Here is a 24,533-nt window from a genome sequence, read left to right on the forward strand (position 1 = left end):
ACGAGGCATCAATGGTTATGTTGCCGGCCCTTTTCAATGCTGCAGGATTGGCAAAGGAGAAGGTCGTCATATCCGGGGACTTCAGGCAGCTGGCACCAATTGTCCAGACAGAACAAAAGGTCATACACGATACAATCGGCGGAGACATTTTCCGTGCGTGCAAAATAAGTGGAAAAACGCACAAACGTGTGGCGATGCTTAAAGAGCAATACCGAATGGATGACCAAATATGCCGGCTAATTTCCGGCCGCATGTACAAAGGCGAACTGGTAACTGCTCAAAGCAAAAAGGTAGCAGAGAAGTGCCACCCCGCTCCGTTTGATAGCCCTCTAGTAATAGTCGACACATCTTCGATATGGCCGTTTGTAAACCGAGACCAGTTCAAGTCTCGCTACAATCTCATGAACGCCCTGGCAATCAGAAACCTTTGTCGTTTCTTTGAATCTTGTGACCACCTTGTTGAAAACAATGAAGGCGAAAAGACCAACCGAGTTGGGGTGTGCACGCCCTATGCTGCACAGTCCAAGGTATTGCAAAGGGTTTTGGAAGGTTCCGGATTAAAGGATGTCGTAGAGGCGGGCACCGTTCACCGATATCAGGGTGATGAGAAGAAGGTGATGATTCTTGATATTCCGGATAGCCATGGTGAGCGGTGGGCCGGAATTTTCCTTCAGGCAGACCACCCTGATGACTCTGGAGCCATGCTATTCAACGTTGCTGTAAGTAGAGCCAAGGATAATCTGATTGTCTTTGCTAACCTGGCTTACCTTGACAAAAAACTCCCGAGTCACGCAATGCTCAGAGGAATCCTCGCAGATATGCAGGACCGCGGCCCAGTCGTGGATGTCCTTGACGTGCTGGCGATGTACCCTGTAATGGAAGATTTGCGTAAGTTGGGCCGTCCCTTCAGTCTCTCATTGGATGCTGAAAAGTTTGGGCTGTTCGACCAGAATAGTTTCGACCAGGTTTGTGCTGCTGACATTGAACGGGCGAAGAAAAGTGTTGCCATATATTCCGGTTTTGTTACCGAACAACGGGTTGCTAAATATGAATCCCTGTTTCGTCTGAAAAAGTCGGAAGGTGTCTCTGTCCGGTGTGTTACCCGCCCACCTAAACATAACGGCAGCATACCTCCTGAGCAGGGCAAAGCAGCTCTTGATGGCCTGGAACATTTTGGGTGCGTTGTCGATACTCGAGGCGAGATACACGAGAAAGTTGTTATTATCGATGACGAAATCTTGTGGCATGGCTCCCTGAACGCACTCTCTCATACAAATCGCACTGATGAGTTGATGACCAGGTTGGAGGGCAAAGCTATTTGTCTTCAGATGTCGGCGTTTCTGGCGCTTGACCGCAGTGTTAAACCAGATTCGGCTGAAGGTGTTTCATCCAAGGCTGAAAACCCGCGATGTCCCGAATGTGGTTCAAGGTCATCTTATCGTAATGGCAAGTTCGGTCCATTCTGGGAATGCGAGGAAGGCGACTGGAAAGAAAGTTTTGGTAAGCCCGTTCGGAAAAAAACTGCTGAAGCTGGTCAATCAGATGTTCCGCCACCAACATGCGATAAATGTGGTTTGCCTATGAAGCTTAGAAGTGGAAGGTTCGGTGACTTTTACGGTTGTACGGGCTATCCAGTGTGTGACCATAAGGCAAAAGCAAATTAATACCAGGAGCTAATTAGGGCATATAGGGGTTGTGGCTTAACTCCATACAAATTCGTAATTATTCTGGAAACTATGATCACACTCGCCACCTCTATCAAACACTTCGCCTCCCTCAACCGCGCCCCCGGCGGTACCTGGGCCGACACCACCAAACGCAAGGCACCGCACAAGCCGCTTCTGCTGCTGGCGGTGCTGGACCTGGTGCACCGTGGCGTCATCACAACACCGTTCATCGCCGTGACCGGCGATCTGGTGGAACTGAACGAGCTGTTCAACCTCTACTGGCGGCGGATCATCCCTCTCGGCCAGACCAGCAGCATCGCCTTCCCCTTCTCCCGCCTCGATCGGGAACCATTCTGGGAACTAGTGCCGCAACCGGGCACGACCATCACCCCGGCAATCATCAACAACACCTCCTCCGTTACTTACTTGCGCAAGTATGCTCTGGGGGCGATGCTGGATGAAGGGTTGTTCAGGGTCATGCAGAGCGGCGAGGGGCGGGAGGCACTGCGGGAAGCGCTGCTGCAGTCCTGCTTTTCGGTGGATGCCGCTGCACAGCTCAGGGAGCAGTCGATCATTAACCGCGAAGCGTTCTACTACGGTCAGATGCTGGAAGAGAAAGCTCACATGCCGCTGGTGCAGGAGATCGTGGAGGCGGACAACTACCGCCCCGCGGCTCGGGACCAAGGCTTCCGCCGGATCGTGGTTAAGGCCTATGACCACCGCTGTGCCCTGTGCGGGGTGCGGATCATCACGCCGGAACAGCACACCGTGGTTGATGCCGCCCATATCGTGCCATGGTGCAGAAGCCAGAACGACGACGTCCGCAACGGCATGGCTCTCTGCAAGCTCTGCCACTGGGCCTTTGATGAGGGGATGATGGGGGTGTCCGACTCCTACGCCGTCATTACCTCCCACCAGATCGCCGCCAATCCCAACGTGCCCGGCTTTCTGCTAACACTAAGCGGACGAGGTATTATTCCTCCTCCAGACCGTGACCTCTGGCCCGCCCAGCAGTACTTGGCCGAGCACCGTAAGGAATGGCGATTGTGACTTGATATTCAGAAAACTATGAACGGAAAACACTTCCCCTGAAATTCCATCCTTAAAATTCCATTAAACACGCATTTAATTTGTTTATTTGAAAACCACCCTGTATATCTAATGACATACAAATTGAATGCAGCAATTGAGGTGAGATTAATGGTTAGAATCATGTGTCTTCTGATATTACTCCTGTGGGTTTCATCACCTTCTTACGCTGTTGAAATAAAAAAAGCTCAGTCAAAGATTGTTAACAATTCGATCATTCTCACGTATGACCTTCGTGGCAAACCAGGTGAGAAAATCGCTACAGTAAAACTTGCTTTAGTGATTGAAGGCGAGAGATACGCTCCTGAAAGATTGTCACTCGCAGGAGATTATGGAGCTAACGTCACGATAGGGCTTGGCAAAAAGATCGTTTGGGACTTGATAAAAGATATGCCTGCTGGCTACCAGGGTGAGTTGACGTGGGAAATTGATGCAGAGTCAGAAATCTATGATCCATTCAACATGTTTAACAATAAAAAGAAAGTCAAACAGCCTATTATCTCTGAGAATACAATGTCAGATCCAAATAGCAAACTGACCTGGTTTCTACATCCAGGCAAATTGAGGCAAACAGACAGTGTTGAAGATGCTAATGCATTGATTTCTAAATTTAATAAGTCAAATTCAGCTGGTTATGGTGATTGGCGACTTCCCAATAAGGCTGAGATAGAATCTTTAGTAAAATTACTGAAATCATATGGGTATACCGAAGGCCAATCTATGATTAATTATTTTGGCAAGGTAGGATTTCAAGTTCCAAGTAATTTAAAAATATGGGCAGTTGATAAGAGTAATGCTGAAAGAGATGGCTCTACTGTTTTTGTTTCTGGAAGCGCACAGGCTAGCTCAAACGTTGATTCAAGATCGACCGGCAGCACATCGCATGGAAGAAGTTATACCCCAAGCAGAAGCTATACCAATAACAGATCTTCAACCGCATCAGGAAGTGCGGCTTATGACGGCAGCGTTTCAGTAAGTAAACGTTCAGCTGATTCAGGACTCTATGATGTATATTTAGATTCTTCCACTGGTTATTTTATGAAACAACTGCACAATAAAATGGTTAATATTCTTCCCGTAAGAGGTGATGCGGCGACAGATATCTATGCCGTTACGGTTACAGAAAATGTAAATGTCGTTCCCAAATGATAGGCCCTGGGGGTGGACCAAGCTAATAGGTTGTGTTTGCGCATATAACAGACGTAATAAACGCAACTGGACTTTAGAGTTACAGCACGACCTTCTTCACCCATGCAACGTCCGCATAACCGCCTCCGGTTCACGAGCGATCACCAACAGCCACTCCCCTTATAGATGTCAGCGAAGCAGCAATATGAATAGCCCCCGCCATGAGATATGAAACAGTCAGTCTGCCCCAATATCTGGGGTCACAATGCAGTTTAAACCACCCGGCACTTCTCTGAAATCACAGAGAGCGCAGTTTTCTTTTCCCTCCTGTTTTTTTCTCCACACCTAGGGCGCTGTACGGGCTAGGTCTCCCCCCATACTCACATCAAATACAAGTATCCCTCCCTGCCGGATTGCCACCACGACACATTCTGCCATGACCATCTGATCGCCATTCGACCATGTGAGCATGGAATCAAGATTCACCAGGAGCAGATCATGACCCGCTACGCAATCGGCGACATCCACGGCGGCGCAAAGACCTTCCGGGCGCTGCTACAGAAAATCAACCTGCGCCGCGAGGACCGGGTCTACCTGCTGGGGGATTACGTTGACCGCGGCCCGGACAGCAAAGCGGTACTGGACACCATCCTGAAACAGATGGAATTGGGTTATGACGTGCGTCCGGTGTGCGGGAACCCTGATAATATGAATTTAATAAACAAAATCATTTGTATTTGATACTATGAAGCACAAAGAACGTACCGATGTGCGCTTTACGGTCGAGCCAGTTGCTGGAAAAAGATGGCTGGTGATGAAATAGCCGCTCCGGGGGTGTCGACTATGAATGATGATCTTTATCGGTTCGTAATCATCCTGACGGTACTACTTGTAACCTCCGTCCTCAGCACAGACAGAGTCCGGGCCCAAACGTTATCCCTGAACTACTCCTCTCCGGTCAATCTTTCCAACTCAACGGGTGTTTCCCAAGCAGCTGTCATCGCCCTAGACCCGGGCGGTGATATCTACTCCGCCTGGGAAGAACGGTCTGTAGAGCTCCCCTTGTTTTCACGTTCTGCAGATGGAGGAATGTCCTTCAGCTCCCCTCTTGCGTTGGCGCCCAGTAACGCAGATTTTAGTTATGGCCAACTTCGCTTGGCAAGTTCACATCCTGGTGAGGTCAGTGCCGTCTTCACCGTGTTCGATGTCGTATTCGGCCAGGCCGAGATCGCGTACACCGCTTCCAACGATGGTGGGCTTACGTTCAGCCAGCCAGTCTTCGTTTCTGAGTTGGATGCTGTCAATTCTTACGCTGCACGCATCGCCACGGGTTGGGGGAGCGCTATCTTTTGGAATGACTTTGACTTTGCAACGGGAAAAACTGCCGTCAAGTACACTCAATCTGTTGATGGAGGTGCTACATTTTCAGTGCCGAGAAGGCTGGATCTGTCAGAAGGCCAAGTGGGATGTGCTGAAGTCGCGCTTTGGGGAAATGGGACGGTATATGCTGCCTGGATACAAAACGACACTCAATTTGGTGCCATGGAGGGCTGGGATATCTTTTTTTCCCGGTCATCTGACAAAGGTGCAACATTCTCCACACCGGTCAACATATCCAACGTCCCTCAGAAGTCATGGTGCCCCCGCATGGCTGTGGACGGGAGCGGAACCCTCTACGTTGTGTGGGCCGAAGGCTCGTACCGTACCGACATGAAAATTATGTTCACCCGCTCAATCGATGGCGGAGTATCATTCGATGTACCCGGCATAGTGGTCGGGCCGTCAGCCTCACTCGAGCCAGATATCGGGGTTGCGGCAAACGGAAGCGGAAATCTATGGGTCTCCTGGATGGATGGAGACCCGACTGTTCATCTTGATGGCTACATCACCCATTCAATTGATGCTGGTTCAACTTTTGCTCCTGCGGTCTTACTGCCCGGTGGCGGGATAGAGATCGCGTCAATCGAGCGGAACGTTCTTAATTTCGTTTGGCACGAGATCCCCCAAGGACAGGATTGGCCAGAGGTTTTCTTTACGAGAGCGGATATAACCTATCAATTGTTAGTAACTATACCATCTCCCGGAGCAGGAGTCGGCAGCGGCCAGATAACTGGCGACACGGGCGGCATCAACTGTTCCAGTGGGGGAACAGGTGTCTGTGGTGCAAATTTGCTGCACGATACAACGGTATCTCTCTCTGCGGCAACGGCAACGGGATCCACCTTTACCGGCTGGTCACAGGACTGCTCGGGGTTAGCCCCCTGTCTGATTGCTATGAAAAGTGATAGAAACGTAACAGCAGGCTTCGGTTTGGGACCAAACGGACAGGGACCAAAGGCAATGATTTCAGCAACCGGCTATGATTCATGTAATGACGCCTACAGCGCCTCCGGGGCCAATGCCCTTATACTGACTGTTGCCGGGCCTCAGGGTATAGGAGCATTTACGTTGGACCAGGGTAAGAATATTACACTGGCAGGCGGTTACGATGCGCTGTTTCAGACAACAGGTCTGCCAACGATCTTACAGGGCACGCTAGCGGTACAAAGCGGAAGTCTGAGGTTGGGTAATGTAAAATTATTGCCGACGGCACCATGAATAAATGTAGAGGGTTGCCGGTGGTCGGCACCTGGAGTGTGGTATTTGTCGGATTGTCGAAGCTATACTCACCTAGATCATGGACAGGTTGACGGATGATGGTAGTATATTCTCCAGGATCACAGAACGGCTGTGTCAGGGAGGTCCGTATGGGGCATGGGGTTATAATCAATATGGGCGGCAAATGTGAGTTCTACGACACGTGTGGATTCATACATAGTTATAAAGGGAGTGGAGAGCATCTGAAGGAAGGGTGGATTTCCATGTTCTGTGATGATCGGGAAAGCTCGCAGAACTGTAAAAGAGTGAGCTTCATCGTGGCTACAGGTAAATATCCTGCAAACAATATGACCCCGACAGGAAAGCATCTGGATTAGTCACCAGAAACGGCACATACCAGGGAAAAATCAAGCAAGGGGTACCCGCACGAAAAAGCGGGTACCCCTTTTTGTTTTGTTTCGACGTGGTGCGCGAGATGCTTTACGACAGATGCTGCTGCAGTAGTTTTATAATCTCTTCCGGTGGCAAGGATTTCCCCGCAAAAACAACAATCCCGTTTATTACCAGTGCCGGGGCGGTTGTTACCCCATATTTCACGATGGTCCGCATATCCTTGACCATCACCACCTTGCCATTCAACCGGCACGCCTTCAGGGCTTCCAGCACATTGCCGAACAGGGAATGATAAACTTTTTTGCCTATCGTTTCGATGACTTCAATTCGCATGGTGCCCTCCGTCGGTTACGATTAAATCTGACCTGAATATGTCTCAGGTTGTAACAGCTGCCGTCTTCTCAGAAGACATACTGATCGCCAGAAAGGTTAGGTATCAAATTATAATCATCACCGGTGAACAATGCAAGGGGATGAATCGAATTGATTGCTTCCGTTTGAAAACCTGCAGTTCAACGGCCCTGACTGCTGTTGTGCAATGTGAGCACATGCCGGATACACAAGGGTATGAATCGGTTTGTAGCCCCGTGAATACCTTTGATAAAAACTATGGTTCATGGTACTTACATTTAAAATTTTAATGCAAAGGAAGACAGCCTATCATGACCGGAAAATGTGAACTCCTGGATAAATGCGGTTTTTTTCTGAATTATAAAGGCAACTCGGAAGTAATGAAAAACAACTGGATCACAATGTTCTGCGATGATCTCAAGCAGTCACAGAACTGCAAAAGAAAAGAAATCAGAACCCAGACCGGTAAGCCGCCAGTGGACAATATGTCACCCACGGGAAAACTTCTTTGATCCACACCTGCAGACACTTGAGGACATTATTAGCCTGTCTGCCGTGAGAACAGTATGGACCTGAAAAAAATCTGGCAAATGAGCATCTCGCTTGAAGTGTGCCTGGGGCTGCTGGTGCTGATATGCTGTGCCATGGCGGCCGGTTCGTTCCTGCTTTCAGGGGAGTACGCTGCAGCCATAAATTACCTGCCGCTGCTGGCCTGGCTGCGGGAGGTGCCGCTCACAGCCTCCTGGTGGCTCTGGCTGACCGTGATGCTGCTGGCGCTGCTGGTGCTGAATACGATCCTCTGCTCGTCCGAGACGCTCTGGTCGCGCTGGGGCAGGGCGGGCCTGATGCCGCTCCTGGCCCCCCAGTTGATGCATATCGGTTTTCTGCTGATCGTTCTGGCCCATCTGCAGAGTGCCTACGGCGGCTACATGCAGCAGCTGGAGGTCGTCGAGGGCATGGTGGCCCGGCTGCCCGACGGCAAGCCATTCGGCATCGCCGCTCTGGCGGTCAGCATGTCACCGATGGGGATGCCGACCGGTTTCAGTACAGAGTTGGTGACGGACCTCAACCGCCCGACGGAACGCATTACCATCAGCCCCAATCATCCCTGGTTTTCCGGCGGCTACGGCGTGTATATCAAGCAGGCCGAGGCTTTTCCATACAAGCGGGCCCTGCTGGAGATCCATCGTGAACCGGGTGCACAAGTGGCATTGGCGGGGGCGATCATATTTACGGTTGGCAATCTGCTGGTGCTGCTGCGCTCGCGTGCAAAAGAGCAGTATCTGCCGGAGGGGGCACAATGAGATCGTTTCGCAAGGATTTATGGTTTGAAACAAAACAGCGGCGCGAGTTGATCAATATTACCGGGTCGATCAATGACTGCCTCCGGGAGAGCGGCATCCGGGAAGGCCTGCTATTGTGCAACGCCATGCACATTACCGCCAGTGTCTTTATCAACGATGATGATTCCGGCCTGCATCAGGATTTCGAGACCTGGCTGGAAGGGCTGGCACCGGAAAAACCCTATTCCCGTTACCACCATAACCATGGTGAAGACAACGCCGATGCCCATCTCAAGCGGACCATCATGGGGCGCGAGGTGGTGGTGGCGGTGACTGACGGTAAACTTGATCTTGGCCCCTGGGAGCAGCTCTTCTACGGGGAGTTCGACGGCAGGCGTCGCAAACGCGTTCTGGTGAAAATTATCGGCGAGTAACTGATATACCTGGCCACCGCCGACCCTGGCAACCTGCGGGACCGCTTCAGGCAGCACAGGTATTGACACATCCATCTGCAGACTCCGCGGTTCCCTTGAAAATCCCGTTTGACCCTGCCAACCCTTGTAGTGATGGATTCAACCACGCAGTTCCCGGCATTGATCAGGCCGTAATTAATTGTGGTGCAATCCCGGGCATGTGATGTCTTGTTGAATCAAATGAGATAATAATTGTCTTGTTGGCGGGTTCCACTCTATTATGTTAACTCACTCATGTTACAGGCAAGTATGAAATACCAGGGAGGCTCACATGCCGATTCTGAGACAGATCGCCCAATTGGGACAGCCGGTCCTGAGAGGGGTGGCGGGAAAGGTAGCCGACCCGACACATCCTGCTGTCCAGGCGCTGATTGAAGACATGCTGGTGACAGTGGCGGATGCCAACGGCGTGGGGATCGCCGCGCCGCAGGTGTTCGAACCGCTCTCCCTCTTCATTGTCTCGTCATATCCCAACCCGCGCTATCCCCACGCCCCGGCGATGGAACCGACGGCTGTCATCAACCCGGAGATCATCTGGGTGTCGGATGAGAAGGAATCGGGCTGGGAGGGATGCCTGAGTATCCCGGGCCTGCGTGGACTGGTCCCCCGGCACCGGCGGATCGGCGTGCGTTTCCAGAACCGCAGGGGGGAGCTGCGGGAAGAGCAGTATGATGATTTCCTGGCACGGGTCTTTCAGCACGAGTTTGATCATGTCCAGGGGATGGTGTTTATCGACCGGGTGGAAAGCACGCTGGACCTGGTATCGGAAAAGGAATATTTCAGGAGTCTGCAGAGCTAGTCTGCTGATTATTGATCTGCGTCAAAGACCTATTAGCCACCGATTGTTATGGTAACTGCTGACGAATTCTCTTGGTTAAATACTGTCACAGGGAGCCGTAACATATGAAAAGCAGCAGTGCCGTCTCTATCCCGGTCACATTAACCGTTGTGATGCTTCTCCTGCTCCCGATGCCGGCCGCTGCCATGCCGGCCATCTCCTGCCACTGCTTTTCGGAGCGTTCCTACGATGCCGCCCGACCGTCTGCGGCCGACCCCTATCTGCTGGCTACAACCCAAAACTCCTTCTTTGCCAACGTGTTCAACACCGACAAAAAATCCATCGTGCTGAAAAAACAGCAGGGCACCTCTTCCGATGACCTGTGGATCGCCTATTGGGTTGCTTCCAAAACGGGTGTGCTTCCGGAGAGCCTGCTCCAGGCCAGGCTGAAGCATGAGACCTGGCAGGATACACTGGCAGCACTGCGGATTAGCACGAAAGCCCTGGGGAACCGCTTTACCAAAGTTCTGAATGCAAAGATGTCTTCTGCCATACTGGCTGAAGCGGTGGTGGATGAACTGTTCCTCCGCCACCAGCTGCTGCCTGAGGCGGAGTTGGCGGGACTCCGGAAAGCGGGAGCCACCAACCAGGAAGTGATTATTGCCGCCCTGATCGCTGCCAGGACCAGGCAATCGGCCCGGCAGATCTGTCTTGATGTGAAAAACGGGTCGAAGACGTGGGGAGCACTTCTTCTGTGGGCGGGCATCGATACGCGGAATATGCAGCGGGAGATCGCCGGGACCCTTGCCGTGCAGCCACGGTAGGTTTCCTGTAGACCGTTCCGGGCAGGTTCACGTTATACCTGTCTGCTCGTCAATCCTGATGATGCTGACAACTCATTGACCCCCTGTACCCCTGTTTGTATACCGGATGTCTTCTTCAGTGTGTTGGAGACTTACCCCTGTACCCGTTTTCCGATCACGTCCGCCAGAAGCGGTACGGTTGTAACAATCCCCACCAGTAACAGGGTCCAACCAACCGCTTTCTTCTGTTCACCGCTCAGTCTGTCTCCGAGAAGCAGGGCCGCCCCGGCGCCAAGCGCCGCGCGGGTGCCGGCAATCAGTGCCAGTTCCGGTATGGATATGCGTGTCTCTCTCATGACAACCTCCTAAAATACTAACGATCACAGCTAAAGCATACCTTCATTCCCGCATTATTTCCATCCCAGGCTGTGAAGGGTCACAGCAGGGGTGAGCGGATCGTTTCCGCCACAAAAAATACCATGCTGGCTATCTAAGTTTTGTATGATTGGAAGTGTCAAAGCACCAATCAAAAAACAAGGAGGCCAACATGGCAAGGAACAGTTTATCAGGTTTGCAATGTTTTGTTACCGGTTTTGAACAAGACCTGTTCTATGTCGGTATAGATGTGCACAAGCGCAGCTATCATGCTGCTCTTCGCCGGTCTGACGGTCGCGCTCAATCTATGGTGATTCCCGCCTCACCCCAGTCTGTAGTTGACCTGCTTACCGGTTTGGGCATTCAGATCGGCGCTGTTGCATATGAATCCGGTCCTACTGGTTTTTCCCTCGCCAGAGCACTCAATGATGCCAGTATTCCGGTGATCGTTGCCGCACCGAGCAAGATTCCCCGTTCGGTAACTCCTAGTGCCAAGTGTGATCGACTCGATTGCCTGAAACTGGCTGAATATGCTGCCAAGGGAATGTTGAGGTCGATCGCCATACCAACACCTGAGGAAGAAGCCCGTCGGACACTGTTGCGCCGCCGCCATATGGTAGTCGATACCGTAAGACGCTGCAAGCAGAGGATTAAAGGATTACTTCTCTTCATTGGCATCAACGAACCGAAAGAATTGGAGCATTGGCAGCAGGGCGCAGAGACTGCACTGCGTGCTCTGCCAACCGAACCATCTGCACAGGAAACACTGGAAAGCTACCTGCGCGAGTTGATATTTAACCAGGAAGAACTGCGCAGGGTCGAACACCAGCTGAAATCACTGCCGAAACCGCAAGAAGTGGCCATCAGCATAGCATGCCTACAGTCAGTTCCCGGTGTAGGTCCGACAGTCGCAACCACTTTTGCACTTGAGTTGTTCAGGCCTGATCGGTTTAAGAGACCTGAAGAAGTAACCAGTTATCTCGGACTAGCTCCTGTCGTACGGCATAGCGGGAACAAGACACCCTCCGGACGGTTGGTTCCGGTCGGCCAAACCAGGTTGCGCAGCTTGTTGATTGAAGCCGCATGGATGTGGAGGGCAAGAGATGACTATGCCGACAGTATATACCGGCGTCTGTTAGGCAAAACCGGAATTGCCCAGAAAGCCATCGCAGCTTTAGCGCGACGCCTGGCAATTATCCTCTGGCGTCTTTGTATCGAACATCGCCGTTATCGGCAGGCTACGGCCTGAATCAGTAAAGTCGCGACGGCCCTTTTGCCATACCAGTGGCGGACAAAAAATGGCGAACCTTCTCTTGGTACCGGATCGGTACTTGGCGTGAAATCGGCGCGAATAAGAAAAGGCATCCACATATGTAGATGCCCAGGGAGAAGGTAAGACTAAACCAAAACACGCTCTTTGAAATAAGCTTGACAGATAGCCACATAAGAAAGGGCCGGCAAATAAGCCGGCCCTCAGACGATATGGTGTCATGAGCTGCGCACTGATGCAACAGCAGATACGTTTGCCGGGTACCTACTCCAGCACGTTCATCGGCATCGGCTTCAGGTGCCAGATCTCATCATTGTAATTGCTGATCGTGCGGTCTGTTGAAAACTTGCCGCTGCAGGCGGTGTTGATAATGCTCATGCGGGTCCAGCGCTCGCGATCCTGATAGGCCTGGGCCACGCGCTTCTGGGCATCAACGAAGCTGCGGAAATCCGCGGCAACCATCCAGGGATCATGGGGGGAGCAGATTGCAGCTATGATCGGATCGAAGAGACCGGCCTCAAACAGGTTGAAGTGGCCGCAGCGCAGCAGCGCCATGACCTTCTGCAGTTCATCGTCGCGGCTGATGATACCGAGCGGATCGTAGTTCCCTCGCAACTCCTCTACCTCATCGCTGGTCAGTCCGAACATGAAGAAGTTATCCTCGCCAACCTCCTCGCGGATCTCGATATTGGCGCCATCCAGTGTGCCGATGGTCAGGGCACCATTCATCATGAACTTCATGTTGCCGGTGCCGGAGGCCTCCTTGCCGGCCGTTGAGAGCTGTTCCGACAGGTCGGTGCCGGGGCAGATGATCTCCATGGCCGTCACCCGGTAGTTGGGAAGAAACGCCAGTTTGAGCTTGTCACCGACGGCCGGATCGGCATTGACTACCTGGGCCACGTTATTGATCAGCTTGATGATCAGCTTGGCCATGGCGTAGCCAGGCGCGGCCTTGCCTCCGATCAGCACGCAGCGATTGGTCCAGCCTGCCGTATCGCCGCGCTTGATGCGGTCATAGAGATGGATGACATGCAGGACATTGAGCAGCTGGCGCTTGTACTCATGGATCCGCTTGACCTGGACATCGAAGAGGCCTTCCGGGTCGAACGCAACGCCGCATTTGGACTGCACAAGGGCCGACAGTTGCACTTTGTTGGCCTGCTTGACCTCATGCCAGCGCTGGCGGAATTCGGGGTCATCGGCATACTGGCCGATCCTGCTGATCTGCTGCAGGTCGGTTATCCACCCCTGGCCGATCTTTTCGGATACCAGCGCGCTCAGGCCCGGGTTGCAGTGCGCGATCCAGCGCCGCGGGGTCACCCCGTTGGTCTTGTTGTTGAACTTGGCGGGCCAGAGCTCATGGAAATCACGGAACAGCCCCTGCACCAGCAGCTGAGAGTGCAGTGCCGCGACACCGTTGACGGAAAAACTCCCCACGATGGCCAGATAGGCCATGCGTATCTGGGGAACCGGACCCTCTTCAATGATCGACATGCGCCGCATGCGCCCGATATCGCCGGGCCAGCGGCTGGATACCTCAGCCATGAAGCGGGCATTGATCTCCAGGATAATCTCCAGGATGCGGGGCAGCAGCTGGCCGAAGAGCGGCAAAGGCCATTTTTCCAGTGCTTCCGGCAGCAGGGTGTGATTGGTGTAGGCCATGGTCCGGCAGGTAATGCCCCAGGCCTGGTCCCAGCCCATGCCCTGCTCATCCATCAGGATGCGCATCAGTTCAGGCACGGCGCAGCTCGGGTGGGTGTCGTTCAGCTGGAAACAGTTACCGTCGGCAAATTCGCTGAAATCTCCCTTGCGCACGATTTCCCAGCGATCGACCACATCCTGGAGACTGGCCGAAGCCAGGAAATACTGCTGGCGCAGGCGCAGCACCTTGCCGTTTTCGCTGGCATCGTTGGGGTACAGCACCATGGTGATATTTTCGGCCTCATTCTTGGTTGCCACTGATTCGGCATAGCCACCGGCATTGAATTCACCCAAATCAAAGGCATCGGTAGCGGCCGCTTTCCAGAGCCGCAGGGTGTTGACAATGCCATTACGATAGCCGGGGATCGGAATATCGAAGGGCACCGCCAGCACATCCCGGCTGTCGACCCAGCGCACACGCTGCTGGCCGCTGTCGGTCCGGTAGTGTTCCGTTCGGCCTTCGAAGCGGACGCGCTGGATAAATTCCGGCCGTTCCTGCTCCCAGGGGTTGCCGTCCCGCAGCCAGTGGTCCGGCTCCTCTATCTGGTGGCCATCCACGATTCTCTGGCGGAACATGCCGTATTCATAGCGGATGCCATAGCCCATGACCGGCAGCTGCAGGGTGGCGCAGCTGTCCAGGAAACAGGCCGCCAGGCGCCCGAGTCCCCCGTTGCCCAGACCGGCATCGATCTCGGATTCTGCCAGTTCCTCCAGTTTGATGCCAAGCCCGTGCATGGCCTGTGCAGCGGCGTCGGTGATGCCGAGATTCAGCATGGCATTGCCGAGGGCCCGTCCCATCAGGAACTCCAGTGACAGGTAATAGCCCCGTTTGCTGAGCGATTCAATGTAGGAGTAGCGGGTGCGCCGCCAGCGATCCATCAGACGGTCCCGAACGGTCAAGGCCAGCGCCTTGTAATAATAATTGACGGAATGGCAATACTTGTTCTGGCCGAGGCTGTAGGTGAAATAGCGGCGGTAATCGTGGGTCAGTCCGGCGGCATCCAGCGGCAGTGGCGGCAGCTCCGTCAATCCGGGCGATTTGATGCCGGTGTATTTCCTTCTGTGTACCATTCCCGTCTCCTTCCGTACAGAACGCTTGTCGTAAGATATGATCCTGAAAAAAACATTTACCGCAGAGGACGCAGCCAGATGTAGGCGCTTCTAAGCGAGAAACGCGGAGTAAAATTAGGTGGTTAAGGCTCAAATACGCTTCAGTTTAATGGTGACAGAATTTCTTTCTATAACGTATTGTTTTCTTTGCGAGCCTCTGCGTCCTCTGCGGTGCAACTGCCGTTTATATGATGATTCACTATCGCACTGTGGCCGATGCACTATAGGTCATTCGCAGGGGGGGGCATCCGGCATCGAGCTTTGGAATAGAGTAGCACAGGCCGGCCGATTATCCACAACGCAGGCGTTTTTTCCCGTCCTGAAACAGCACATCGATCTTGTTCGGCTGGATGACGAGCTGTACGTAGCCGAGTCCGAAATTCGGGTGGAACAGCACGTTCTTCTGGCGAAAGACCCGGTTCATGTCGTAGGGAATCGCCTGTGTCAGATCCATGCTCGGCTGCAGCAGCTCCCACTCGGCACGTGCCACGGCCTCAGGGTCGGATTTGGTAGTGCGGGGCGTGGTCGGTTTTTTCAGGCCGCTCTTGCCGGCAGCCAGTTCCCTGGCTGTTTTGGTCGGGTGATAGGCGTGGGTGTTGTGGCAGGTACTGCACTCCACCTTGACGATCTTGTCGCCGACCATGGCGACAATTGAATGATTCAAGACCCCGTTGCAGCGGCTGCACCGCGTTTCAATAGTGCTTCCGGCTGATAATTGTCTGCTCATGCTCTTCTCCCTTGGTGACGCGTTCCAATAAAAAAACCACAGGGTTGGTCCCTGTGGTTCAGGTGCTGATCAGATATAGCATGTTACGTCTGGCGGGGCAATTGCTAAACCATGCGGCAGCTGTTTTTTGAAGCAAGCACCACGCAACAGGCCTCTTCGATTCAGCGCCAGGCCGGCTGCGCCAAGGGCGTCAGCTGCTGTGCCTCCGGTGGTTGCCCGACGGTGGTGGTCGTATACAGTGCCTGCGCTGCTGCATTCAGTTCACAGAAGGAAACGGGCTCATAGCGACGGCCTGCTGCCAGACCGGCTTCTTCCTTCATCAGACAGCGATAGGCATAGCGACCGATCAGCGGGGCCGCCAGGCGCGTTCGCCAGCCAAACTCTGTGTACAGGTCCTCCAGTAGATGTGCGGCCTTTTCCCGGAGCAGCGGATTCTGGTGATAATACCTTTTCATGGCCCAGACGGCGCCGGCATAGGAGGTACGCAGTGGAGCCGACTCCCAGGCAAGTCGCTTTTGGACCCGACGGGAATGGATCGTACGCATCTGCCAGCCGTTCAACAGCACCCGGATCAGGCGCAGCAGGCTGGGGCCGTTGACCGCGAAGTCGCGGCGAAAGGCATCCAGCAGCCAGGCGCCTTCCTCCCCGTTTTCAAAATGGGGATGGCGGTAGTTGAAGCGGTACTGGCCGTGGGTGTCGGCAATGGGGAACTGTGACTCCGGCAGCAGACTGCCTGCCTGCAGGTGTCGTTCATGCAGCGGGGTTCCGGGGATCGGGGTGTAGAGCATAAACTGGTGAAAAACCGTTCCATGGCTGACGGCATACTCAATGGTCGCCCCCATTTCAGCCGGGCGATGATCTTCCAGGCCCAGGATGGATGACCCGAGCACCCGGATGCCGTTTGCCTGCAGCTGCTGCACAAGGCCGAGCGTATCGACTCCCTTGAGCTTGTCGTAGGCGCTCTGCTCTCCTTCCAGGCCCATCCAGACAAAACCGATCCCCAGGCCCAGCAGCTGATCCATGGTGTAGGCATTCAGCACCCTGGCCGAGCTGAAGACGGACAATGCCCAGCTCTTGCCCTGCGTATCCATCAGTTCCAGCAGCCGCAGGGCCCTTTTCTTGTGCAGCAGGAAATTCTCGTCGAGGACAAAGAAGGAGTTCACCCGCAGCTTGCGCTCGATTTCGCACATGACGCTGAAGAGCTCATCGCCGGTCTCGTAGAAATTGATGAACTGCCCTTTGCCGCCGAACAGGGCCGACGTGGAGCAGAAGTTGCACCCCACCGGACAGCCGACCGAGGGAATCAGGATGGCAGCAGTCCGTTCGGGATCATCGACCAGCTCTATTCCCATGATCCGGGAACCGAAGCCGGAGAGGGCTGCTGGATGTCTGATGGCTCCCAGGTCATCCTGGCCCAGGTAGCGCTGAAACCAGCGGATACCCTCGCCGCGGACGATCAGATCGGCATCGATCAACTGCTCAAGGTCCTCCTTGTTGGTGATATGTCCGCCTACAACGATAGTTGCCCCCGGCTGATAGCGCCGGATCAATTCGCACATCTTGGCCACTTTGCCGATATTGACGATGATGCCGCTGATGCCGATGACATCATAGCTTTGTTGGCTGATTTCCGCGCGAAAGCGCTCCAGGGTGGGGAAATCCAGGAGCGTACAGGGGGCCTCGATATTGGCCTGAATCATCATCAGTCCGAAGGAGCGGTGAAACATGCGCAGGGAGAAGGCCCCCTGCAGGCGGGTGACCTGATTCTGGTACAGTTCCATCGGGTTGATTGTGCGGCTGCCGTACTGGTCGTCCTGGCTGTAAGGGCCGAAGACGCTTGACAGCAGTACCCGGGCTTTGCCTGCCAGGGGATGTATGGGGTGTGCTTCAGGCGGGGGGTGACGCATCTGTTTTTCCTCTCTAACTTCCGTAGCGCACAAATACTGATGATCCGGTTTTGGAGGTCGTGCGGCCTTGTTTTGTCCTGTATACGGCAGTTGAAACACAGAGACACAGAGAACACTGAGAAATCAATGAATAAATCCGAACCACAACTCTCAGCTTTTGGGTGAATTCGCAAACGGCAGACAGCTAGTCACAACCATCTGATTTTTTGCTCGAAGTAATCTCTGTGCCTCGGTGTCTCTGTGTTGAACTGTTTTTTTCAGGTTTATTCATTGTATAGAAATACAGCGGAAATAGAGAGGTATAACTTGCTGTTTTACAATACTTTTACAATTGGAGCGGCTGCGGGCCGTGGATGGTTTGGGGAGCGGTAGCGGTTACGCGCTGGAATGAAAGTCGGAGGAAACTGGATATAAAGGGGGCCGGGGGAGGGGGGGATGCTGTCAGGATGCAATGGCTACGAGCGTGTTAAGCCAGTGTCCCGGATACACCTTGACCGCTGACTGCTGTCACCTGTACGGTCACTTCAGTATTGATCATGTCCGGTGTGCCCTTGAAGGTTACGTTGGTGTAGTTTCCGGATAGTCCGTTGCAAATCATGGTCTTGGGGTTGCATCCCTGAACCAGAACAGGAAGCTTTTGGCCGATCTGCTGCTGCAGGAATGCCCTCTTTTTTTCAGCCGCCGCAGCCCGCAACAGTTCCGCTCTGTGCTTGATGACAAATGACGGAACCTGATCAGGCAGGTCGGCGGCCCTGGTGCCGGGGCGGCTGGAATAGGGGAACACATGCAGGTCTGAAAAGGGCAGCTCATTGATCAGCTGCAGTGTTTCTTCAAACTCGGCATCGCTTTCGCCGGGAAATCCGGCGATCACATCGGCTCCGATAAAGGCCTGCGGCAGCGCCGCGCTGATCCTCTGCATGAGGGTGCGGAAATAATCCGTGGTGTAGCGGCGACCCATTCTGCGGAGCACACTGTCGCTGCCGCTTTGCAGGGGCAGGTGCAGGTGCGGGCAGATGATCCGGGAGTGCGCCATCAGGGCCAGCAGCTCCGCGCTGATTTCATTCGGCTCCACCGAGCCGATGCGCAGGCGCGGAACGATCCGCTCACGGTCGATAGCCAGCACCAGGTCGGTCAGCGTCGCGACGGGTGTCAGGTCCAGGCCGTAGGCGCCCAGGTGGATGCCGGTCAGCACGACCTCCCGGTAGCCGTTGGCGGCCAGGTCGCGCACCCCCTGCAGCACATCCTCCAGGGGGACACTCCGGCTTCTGCCGCGGGCATAGGGGACAATACAGTAGCTGCAGAAGGAGTCGCAGCCGTTCTGGGCCTGCAGGAAGGCGCGGGTATGTTCGGCAAAACTCGAAAGCGCAAGCGGTCCGCTGGTGCGCTCGGCAGAAATATCGGAGACCCGGCTCTCCCCGCCTTCAACCAGCTTGATGATGTCCTGCTTTTCCTGATTCCCCAGGACAGAGTCCAGTTCCGGCATCTGCTCCAGATCACCTGCTGCCACCTGGGCGTAGCAGCCGGTGGCCACGACCCGGGCCTGGGGATTGAGGCGCCGGGCGCGGCGGATCAGGCGGCGGCTTTCGGCATCGGTGCGGGCCGTGACAGTGCAGGAGTTGACGATGTAGATGTCGGCCGGCTGCGTGAAGGGAACGATCGCATATCCGGCCTTCGCAAACTTCTCGCTCATGGCGGCCGATTCGAATTGATTGGTTTTACAGCCCAGGGTAGCTATGGCAACGCGTTTCATGCGGTTATGACATCCTTTTGCAGTTTTCTCAGGATCCAGCTGACATATACGACTACGATGGCGGCCGCTGACCAGGTTACGGTAAAGATGCCCCACCAGATGCCCATAATGCCCCAGCCCAGCACGGTTGTCAAAATATGAAAGACCAGGAAGGGACCGGCGATCTGCCGGTACAGTCCGATCCAGAGTGCAAAGGCCGGCTGCTTGATGCCCTGCATGGCAGAGATACAGATGTACAGGATCACGTAAGCGGGAAAGACGAAGGCCTCGATCTGCAGGAACCTGATTCCAACGGTAATGACCGCCGCATCTTTCGTGAAGATGCGCATCAGCTCACCTGTGAACGCCAGGGCGGCGATCGTGCCGGAGATAGCCAGCATGAAGCCGTAGCGCAGTGAAACGGCCAGCACCTGGCGGATGCGGTCGATCCGGCCGGCCCCGTAATTCTGGGCGGTCAGCGCCAGGGTCGAGATGTTGAGCCCCATCACCGGCAACAGGGCGATCTGTTCCACCCGCGTGGCGATGCCGTAGGCCGCGACCGCCTCCTGGCCGAACCTGCCGACAAACCAGGTGATGATGAAGATGCCCAGGGTGACGGTCATCATGTTCATGGCAGCCGGAAACCCCTGGCCGAACAGCGCGCGATAGTAGCGCCACTGCGGTCGCAGCTCGCGCAGTGTAAAGCTGGCCACGGCACCGGTGCGGGAGAGGCTGGTGAACATGAAAAAATTGCCCGCACACTGGATCGCGATGGTGGCCAGCGCCACGCCGGCCAGGCCGAAGGCCGGCACCCCCAGCCCGCCGTACATGAACCAGGGGTCGAGCAGCAGGTTGAGGAAAAAACCGCTGATCAGGAAATTGCGGTAGGTAACCGTATTGCCGTTGGAGTTGAGGATGGCGCTCATCACGAAGTTGAGCAGGAAAAAGGGGGCTCCGATGAAGATCACGTTCATGTAGCTGGTTGCCAGGGCGAGATATTCACCCTGGGCACCCATGAGCATGAAAATGCGCGGTGAAAACAGCAGTCCCAGGATTGTCAGGGCCAGGGCATTCAGCAGGGCGAAGGAGAGCGCCTGGAGGATATACTGGCGGGCTTCACCCCGTTCACCCCTGCCCAGGGCATTTCCGATCAGGGCGGTAGCCCCGGTGGAAACACCGGTGCCGATGGCCAGCAGGATAAAGAACACCGGGAAGGAAAGCGACATGGCAGCCAGGGCGGTGGTGGAAAGCCTGCCGCCGTACCAGATATCCACCACATTGAACATGGTGTTGAAGAAGAAACCGGTGCCGGCCGGGATGGCCAGCCGGCGGATCAAAACCGGTATGGGAGCGCTCGTCAGGTCAGAGATCATCTGTCACTGCACAATCGCATTCAATTCAACCCGGCTTCGCGACTGTGTTTCTTTCTCAGGCTTTTTGAAGACATCGTCACTCTTCTGGAAGATGCGCTCGGCAGGTATGTTGCCTTTCTTGACCAGGTAGGTCACGACCGCCACCACCCGTTCGCGGGCCAGGGTTTGCAGCTCGGCGTCGCCGACCACCGTATTGGCTATGATCAGTTTGCGCATCTCGTCGGCTGGCAGATCCTTGACAAAACCGAAGGCGTTGCGCGGCTTGGGAAATTTCTCTTTCTTGTAGACAGCAGCCAGGTATCTGCCCTGTTCATCCGGCAGGACCTGGATTGCATCGGCTTTCTCCCCTTCCTTGAGGGTGCCCGCTTTGCTCAAAGCCAGGAATTTCTCTGTGCGCAGCTTGGCGTTCAGGAGTTCACGGCGGTATTCCTCCGTATCCTTCTCACGATCCACATACCCCTTCAGTTCCATCTTCAGGGCCGGTCGTTCGAGCAGCGCCTTGGCCAGGGCCGTCAGTTTCTGTTCCTCCTGGGGCGGCAGAACGCTGGTGCCGTGGCTGAACTGAATTGCGCTGAAGTCCTCGCCGCCGCCGAACATGGAGGAGAGCAGCGAGAAGGGCGACGTGACCGCCTTGACCAGCAGATTCTGCAGGACCTGGAAGACCAGCTTCCAGATGCTGAACTTCGGATCATCGGTGCGACCGGTAACCGGTACATCCAGGTGGATTTCACCCTTGCGGTCCTTAAGGAGCGCCAGACCGAGCTTGACCGGCAGGCTGGTGGCCTTGTCGCTCTCTACTTTATCGCCGAAGGTGAACTGGTCGATGAAAATCTTGTTTTCCGATGACAGCTGTTTCTTTTCGATGTGGTATGTGAGATCCAGATACAGTTTGCCTTTTTCGACCGTGTATCCCAGGAAGGTGGCGGTATAGGGGGTGACCGGAGACAGCTCGATATCGCGGAAAGAGATTTTCAGGTCTACGAACAGGTCGTCACGCAGGGGGTTGATCTGACCGGTGATCTGGAGCGGCGAGTGGCTTTCCAGGTTGCCGCGCAGATCTACATCAGCCATCTTTGTTTCCTCTGATGACAGCCCGCTGACCCGGCCTCCCAGGTTGTAAAAGGTGGTGGCGAATTTTTTCGGCAGATGGTTGTCGGTGAATGCGATGGTGCCATCCTGGATGGTGACGGTCTCGATCTTGATTTTTTTTGGTGGTGCCGGCTGCTGCTGTGTGTCAGCTGCCACGGGTGCAGGCGGCGGTACGGCTGCACTGGCGAGCGGCTGTGGTGTTGCTGCCGGAGCGCTCTCCCGTTTCGGTTTCTCCACCAGATGCTGGAGATTAAGCGTCCCGTCCTTGAGAATGATGATGCGCGAGTAGACGCCATTCAGGGCTATCTGTTTCAGAGATAGGCTGAACGGCTCCAGGTTGCCCTGGATGTCGTCCAGCTGCAGGCTCTCCCATTTGAGCAGATCTTCCTCGGCTGCGGTATCGATGGCATGAAAGCTGCGGATTCCCGCATTACCCTTGAAGCTGCCAACCGCTTTGCCATCCTTGAGGGCGATGTCCACATGCATACTGGTATCGGCAGTTCCCCCCAGAATAAAGACATTGATGTTGGCCGGGAAGTAGGCTTCAAAGTCGCGCAGCGGCAGACGGCCGACAGAGACATTCCCCTTGTAGCGGAAGGGCAGGGGGGTGATATCACCACTGGCCTTGAGCGGAGTCGCCTTGTTGAAGGTCGAGGCAAAGCGCAGCGCCGCTGGTGTGAAGCGGGGTCCGTTCAGGTTCGACAGGGTCAGGGAGGTATTGTTCAGAGCGAAGCGCGGCCTGTCCTTGAGGGTCTTGTCGGTAAATGTCGTGTTGAATTTGTCAATCTGGAGTTTTTTCAGGCGATATGAAAAATCTGCCGTACCCGGCTGTTTCCGGGGAGAGGAAGCGGGTTGCTTCGGAGCAGTGACAACAGCAGCTGCTGTCGGTGGGGTGGCGGTTGTCGGCTTGGCCGGGGCTGTCTTGAGCAGCGACAAGGCCGATATCCTGCCGTCCGCTTCGCGGGAAAGCGCCAGATTGCCCTTTGAAAGCCTGATTTCACCGATTTCAGCACTGTTTTCCTTCTGCTTGAATCCGGCATCGTTGATTTCAAGGCGGGCCAGGTCAAAGCCTTCCTTGTCGCCGTAGCGGGTTGAAAAACCGGTGACCAGCAGGTGCCCCTGGTCCACAATCAGGCCGCTGTCCCTGCTGTAGCTGGCCTCGGACGAGAGGTCGAGCGTCCCTTTGAGCGGCGAGGTCAGGAATTGTGCCAGGTAGGGCCAGCCGCGCTGCAGCTTGAGGTCGCTCAATTCGCTGGACAGGGTGGCGGTCAGCGGGGTCAGCGAGAAGGCGCCGTCGATGCTGAGGGTTGCCTCGTTGTCCAGCAGCAGCGAAAGCTCATAGAGGGCTGATTTATCCGGCGCTGTGGTGAAGTTTGTCACCGTCAGGTCGAGCTGTGACACGTCACTGGTAAAACCGCCCTGCGGCTGAAGATCTCTGAAATGGACCATGCCATTGCTGAAGGCAAATTTGGCAACCTGTACCAATGGCTGGAGGGCGTTTTTGTCAGCGCCCGGTTTTGTGTCCGGAGCGGCACTCTCTTTTTTCGTGTCCTTGGCTGCTGGCGGCAGAAGCTGGCGGAACATCCAGTCGCCTTTGGCGTTCCGGCTCACGAACAGTTCAAGCCCTTCCACAGTGATACTTTCGAACAGAAATCGTTTGGCAAAGACCTCCAGGTCCGAGGCCTGTACCTGGAACGAAGGGAGTCTGAGCAGCGGCTGGCCGTCCCTGAGATTGACAGCAATGCTGTTCAAACCGAGCAGCCCTTTGACACCCAGTTCCGGTTTTTTGTCTTTGGAAACCCGGTAGGTCACCTCGGCATTGACGGAAAGTGCACCTGACGTCAGATTGGCCGGAGGCTTGACCGGCGCATAGGCCACCAGCTCGGGAAGGTTGAGCTGTTTGAGGTTGATATTTACGGAGGTTTCCATGGATTTGCTGAGCGGTTTGACCTTGCCGTTAAAGGTGAAGGGAGCTCCGTTGACCACGGCCGAAATATGGGGATCGGTATATTTTTCAATCAAATAGGGGATGTTGCTGATAAAGGGGATGGCGACCTTCAGGTTGCGGACTGTATGTTTTCTCCCCCCGTCCACGGCACGGTCATCGAAATCCAGTGAACCGTTCGCAACGGAGATATTGTTGATGGAGAACTGCAGCCCGCTGTCGGATTTCGGTTTGGCGTTCAAGCGTTCGATGATGTCGCTGAAGCTATAGGTGTTGGCGGAGAGCCGCGCGAATTGCACGGCTGGCGTGTCAACGGCAACTTCATCCAGTATCAGGGCCATTTTGTACAGGGAGGCGATGCCCAGGGATGCACGCAGTTTGGCGATCGCGATAAATGGTCCGCCTTCTTTTGCATCAATGCCGAATCCGCTGACGGTGACCGTCAGGGTGAAGGGGTTGATGGACACCTTTTTTATGTGAGCCTTGCGACCGGTTTCCTTTTCTATCGCTGCCACCGCCTGGCTCCGCACAATCAAGGGCAGGATGGCGACGATAAAAAGGAGCAGTGCAGCTGCGCAAGCAAGGCTTATCAGCAGAATCTTCTTTCTTTTGTGCATGGCGTCCCTCCACGTTGTTACCTGCTAACAACTGTATCACTTATATACTACATGTCACCGGACGTGACATACTTTATTAGCCCATGGGTGTCGTGCCGTGTAAAACAACAGTTTATGGTTTTTGTTG

Annotated in this window: 18 protein-coding genes; 10 read left to right on the forward strand and 8 right to left on the reverse strand. The window is 54.7% G+C overall.

Annotated elements, in window-relative coordinates:
- The first annotated feature begins 17 nt into the window (after nt 1–17).
- From ACOCF6_RS20440 to ACOCF6_RS20460, 5 genes are all read left to right on the forward strand, one after another.
- Nucleotides 18–1,664 (forward strand): AAA domain-containing protein, encoded by a 1,647-nt coding sequence (locus ACOCF6_RS20440; RefSeq protein WP_482463411.1) that lies wholly within the window; start codon nt 18–20, stop codon nt 1,662–1,664.
- A gap of 72 nt (nt 1,665–1,736) precedes the next feature.
- The gene (locus tag ACOCF6_RS20445; RefSeq protein ID WP_482462168.1) at nt 1,737–2,717 is read left to right on the forward strand and encodes an HNH endonuclease; all 981 of its coding nucleotides are present in this window, start codon (nt 1,737–1,739) and stop codon (nt 2,715–2,717) included.
- A 150-nt stretch (nt 2,718–2,867) separates the two neighbouring features.
- Nucleotides 2,868–3,905 carry an Lcl domain-containing protein gene (locus tag ACOCF6_RS20450; RefSeq protein WP_482462169.1) on the forward strand — a complete coding sequence of 346 codons (1,038 nt, stop codon included), beginning with the start codon at nt 2,868–2,870 and terminating at the stop codon, nt 3,903–3,905.
- 477 nt (nt 3,906–4,382) lie between these two features.
- A complete protein-coding gene (locus ACOCF6_RS20455) occupies nt 4,383–4,625 on the forward strand; it encodes a metallophosphoesterase (RefSeq protein WP_482462170.1) in 243 nt (80 codons plus the stop codon).
- Nucleotides 4,626–4,727: 102 nt separating this feature from the next.
- Nucleotides 4,728–6,482 carry an InlB B-repeat-containing protein gene (locus ACOCF6_RS20460; protein WP_482462171.1) on the forward strand — a complete coding sequence of 585 codons (1,755 nt, stop codon included), beginning with the start codon at nt 4,728–4,730 and terminating at the stop codon, nt 6,480–6,482.
- A gap of 480 nt (nt 6,483–6,962) precedes the next feature.
- Here the strand turns inward: ACOCF6_RS20460 and ACOCF6_RS20465 are convergent, their stop codons facing one another.
- Nucleotides 6,963–7,208, reverse strand: coding sequence for a thioredoxin family protein (locus ACOCF6_RS20465; protein ID WP_482462172.1), 246 nt, complete (start codon nt 7,206–7,208; stop codon nt 6,963–6,965).
- 584 nt (nt 7,209–7,792) lie between these two features.
- Between ACOCF6_RS20465 and ACOCF6_RS20470 the strand changes: the two genes are divergently transcribed.
- The 4 genes from ACOCF6_RS20470 to ACOCF6_RS20485 all read left to right on the forward strand — a co-directional run bounded on the left by ACOCF6_RS20470 (nt 7,793) and on the right by ACOCF6_RS20485 (nt 10,584).
- A complete protein-coding gene (locus ACOCF6_RS20470; protein WP_482462173.1) occupies nt 7,793–8,530 on the forward strand; it encodes a cytochrome c biogenesis protein ResB in 738 nt (245 codons plus the stop codon).
- Nucleotides 8,527–8,943: a secondary thiamine-phosphate synthase enzyme YjbQ gene (locus ACOCF6_RS20475; protein ID WP_482462174.1), complete on the forward strand. Its 417-nt coding sequence runs from the start codon at nt 8,527–8,529 to the stop codon at nt 8,941–8,943. The genes ACOCF6_RS20470 and ACOCF6_RS20475 overlap by 4 nt, the downstream gene beginning before the upstream one ends.
- A 310-nt stretch (nt 8,944–9,253) precedes the next feature.
- Nucleotides 9,254–9,781 carry a peptide deformylase gene (gene def, locus ACOCF6_RS20480; protein ID WP_482462175.1) on the forward strand — a complete coding sequence of 176 codons (528 nt, stop codon included), beginning with the start codon at nt 9,254–9,256 and terminating at the stop codon, nt 9,779–9,781.
- Nucleotides 9,782–9,885: 104 nt separating this feature from the next.
- Nucleotides 9,886–10,584, forward strand: a complete 699-nt coding sequence (locus tag ACOCF6_RS20485) for a hypothetical protein (RefSeq protein ID WP_482462176.1) — start codon at nt 9,886–9,888, stop codon at nt 10,582–10,584.
- 131 nt (nt 10,585–10,715) lie between these two features.
- On the opposite strand, the gene ACOCF6_RS20490 is transcribed toward ACOCF6_RS20485, so the two are convergent.
- Nucleotides 10,716–10,919 (reverse strand): hypothetical protein, encoded by a 204-nt coding sequence (locus ACOCF6_RS20490; protein WP_482462177.1) that lies wholly within the window; start codon nt 10,917–10,919, stop codon nt 10,716–10,718.
- A gap of 191 nt (nt 10,920–11,110) precedes the next feature.
- Between ACOCF6_RS20490 and ACOCF6_RS20495 the strand changes: the two genes are divergently transcribed.
- Nucleotides 11,111–12,187: an IS110 family RNA-guided transposase gene (locus ACOCF6_RS20495; protein WP_482460223.1), complete on the forward strand. Its 1,077-nt coding sequence runs from the start codon at nt 11,111–11,113 to the stop codon at nt 12,185–12,187.
- A 285-nt stretch (nt 12,188–12,472) separates the two neighbouring features.
- Here ACOCF6_RS20495 and ACOCF6_RS20500 read toward each other — a convergent pair whose 3' ends face one another.
- The 6 genes from ACOCF6_RS20500 to ACOCF6_RS20525 all read right to left on the reverse strand — a co-directional run bounded on the left by ACOCF6_RS20500 (nt 12,473) and on the right by ACOCF6_RS20525 (nt 24,406).
- Complete coding sequence (locus ACOCF6_RS20500) at nt 12,473–14,980, reverse strand: glycogen/starch/alpha-glucan phosphorylase (RefSeq protein ID WP_482462178.1); 2,508 nt, start codon at nt 14,978–14,980, stop codon at nt 12,473–12,475.
- A 328-nt stretch (nt 14,981–15,308) separates the two neighbouring features.
- The gene (locus ACOCF6_RS20505; protein ID WP_482462179.1) at nt 15,309–15,746 is read right to left on the reverse strand and encodes a hypothetical protein; all 438 of its coding nucleotides are present in this window, start codon (nt 15,744–15,746) and stop codon (nt 15,309–15,311) included.
- A 161-nt stretch (nt 15,747–15,907) separates the two neighbouring features.
- Nucleotides 15,908–17,653 (reverse strand): B12-binding domain-containing radical SAM protein, encoded by a 1,746-nt coding sequence (locus ACOCF6_RS20510; RefSeq protein WP_482462180.1) that lies wholly within the window; start codon nt 17,651–17,653, stop codon nt 15,908–15,910.
- Nucleotides 17,654–18,119: 466 nt separating this feature from the next.
- Nucleotides 18,120–19,403: a tRNA (N(6)-L-threonylcarbamoyladenosine(37)-C(2))-methylthiotransferase MtaB gene (mtaB, locus tag ACOCF6_RS20515; protein ID WP_482462181.1), complete on the reverse strand. Its 1,284-nt coding sequence runs from the start codon at nt 19,401–19,403 to the stop codon at nt 18,120–18,122.
- Complete coding sequence (locus tag ACOCF6_RS20520; RefSeq protein WP_482462182.1) at nt 19,400–20,755, reverse strand: MATE family efflux transporter; 1,356 nt, start codon at nt 20,753–20,755, stop codon at nt 19,400–19,402. The genes mtaB and ACOCF6_RS20520 overlap by 4 nt, the downstream gene beginning before the upstream one ends.
- Nucleotides 20,756–20,758: 3 nt before the next feature.
- Complete coding sequence (locus ACOCF6_RS20525; RefSeq protein WP_482462183.1) at nt 20,759–24,406, reverse strand: DUF748 domain-containing protein; 3,648 nt, start codon at nt 24,404–24,406, stop codon at nt 20,759–20,761.
- Nucleotides 24,407–24,533: the final 127 nt, after the last annotated feature.

It is taken from the genome of Geobacter psychrophilus (assembly GCF_056821595.1).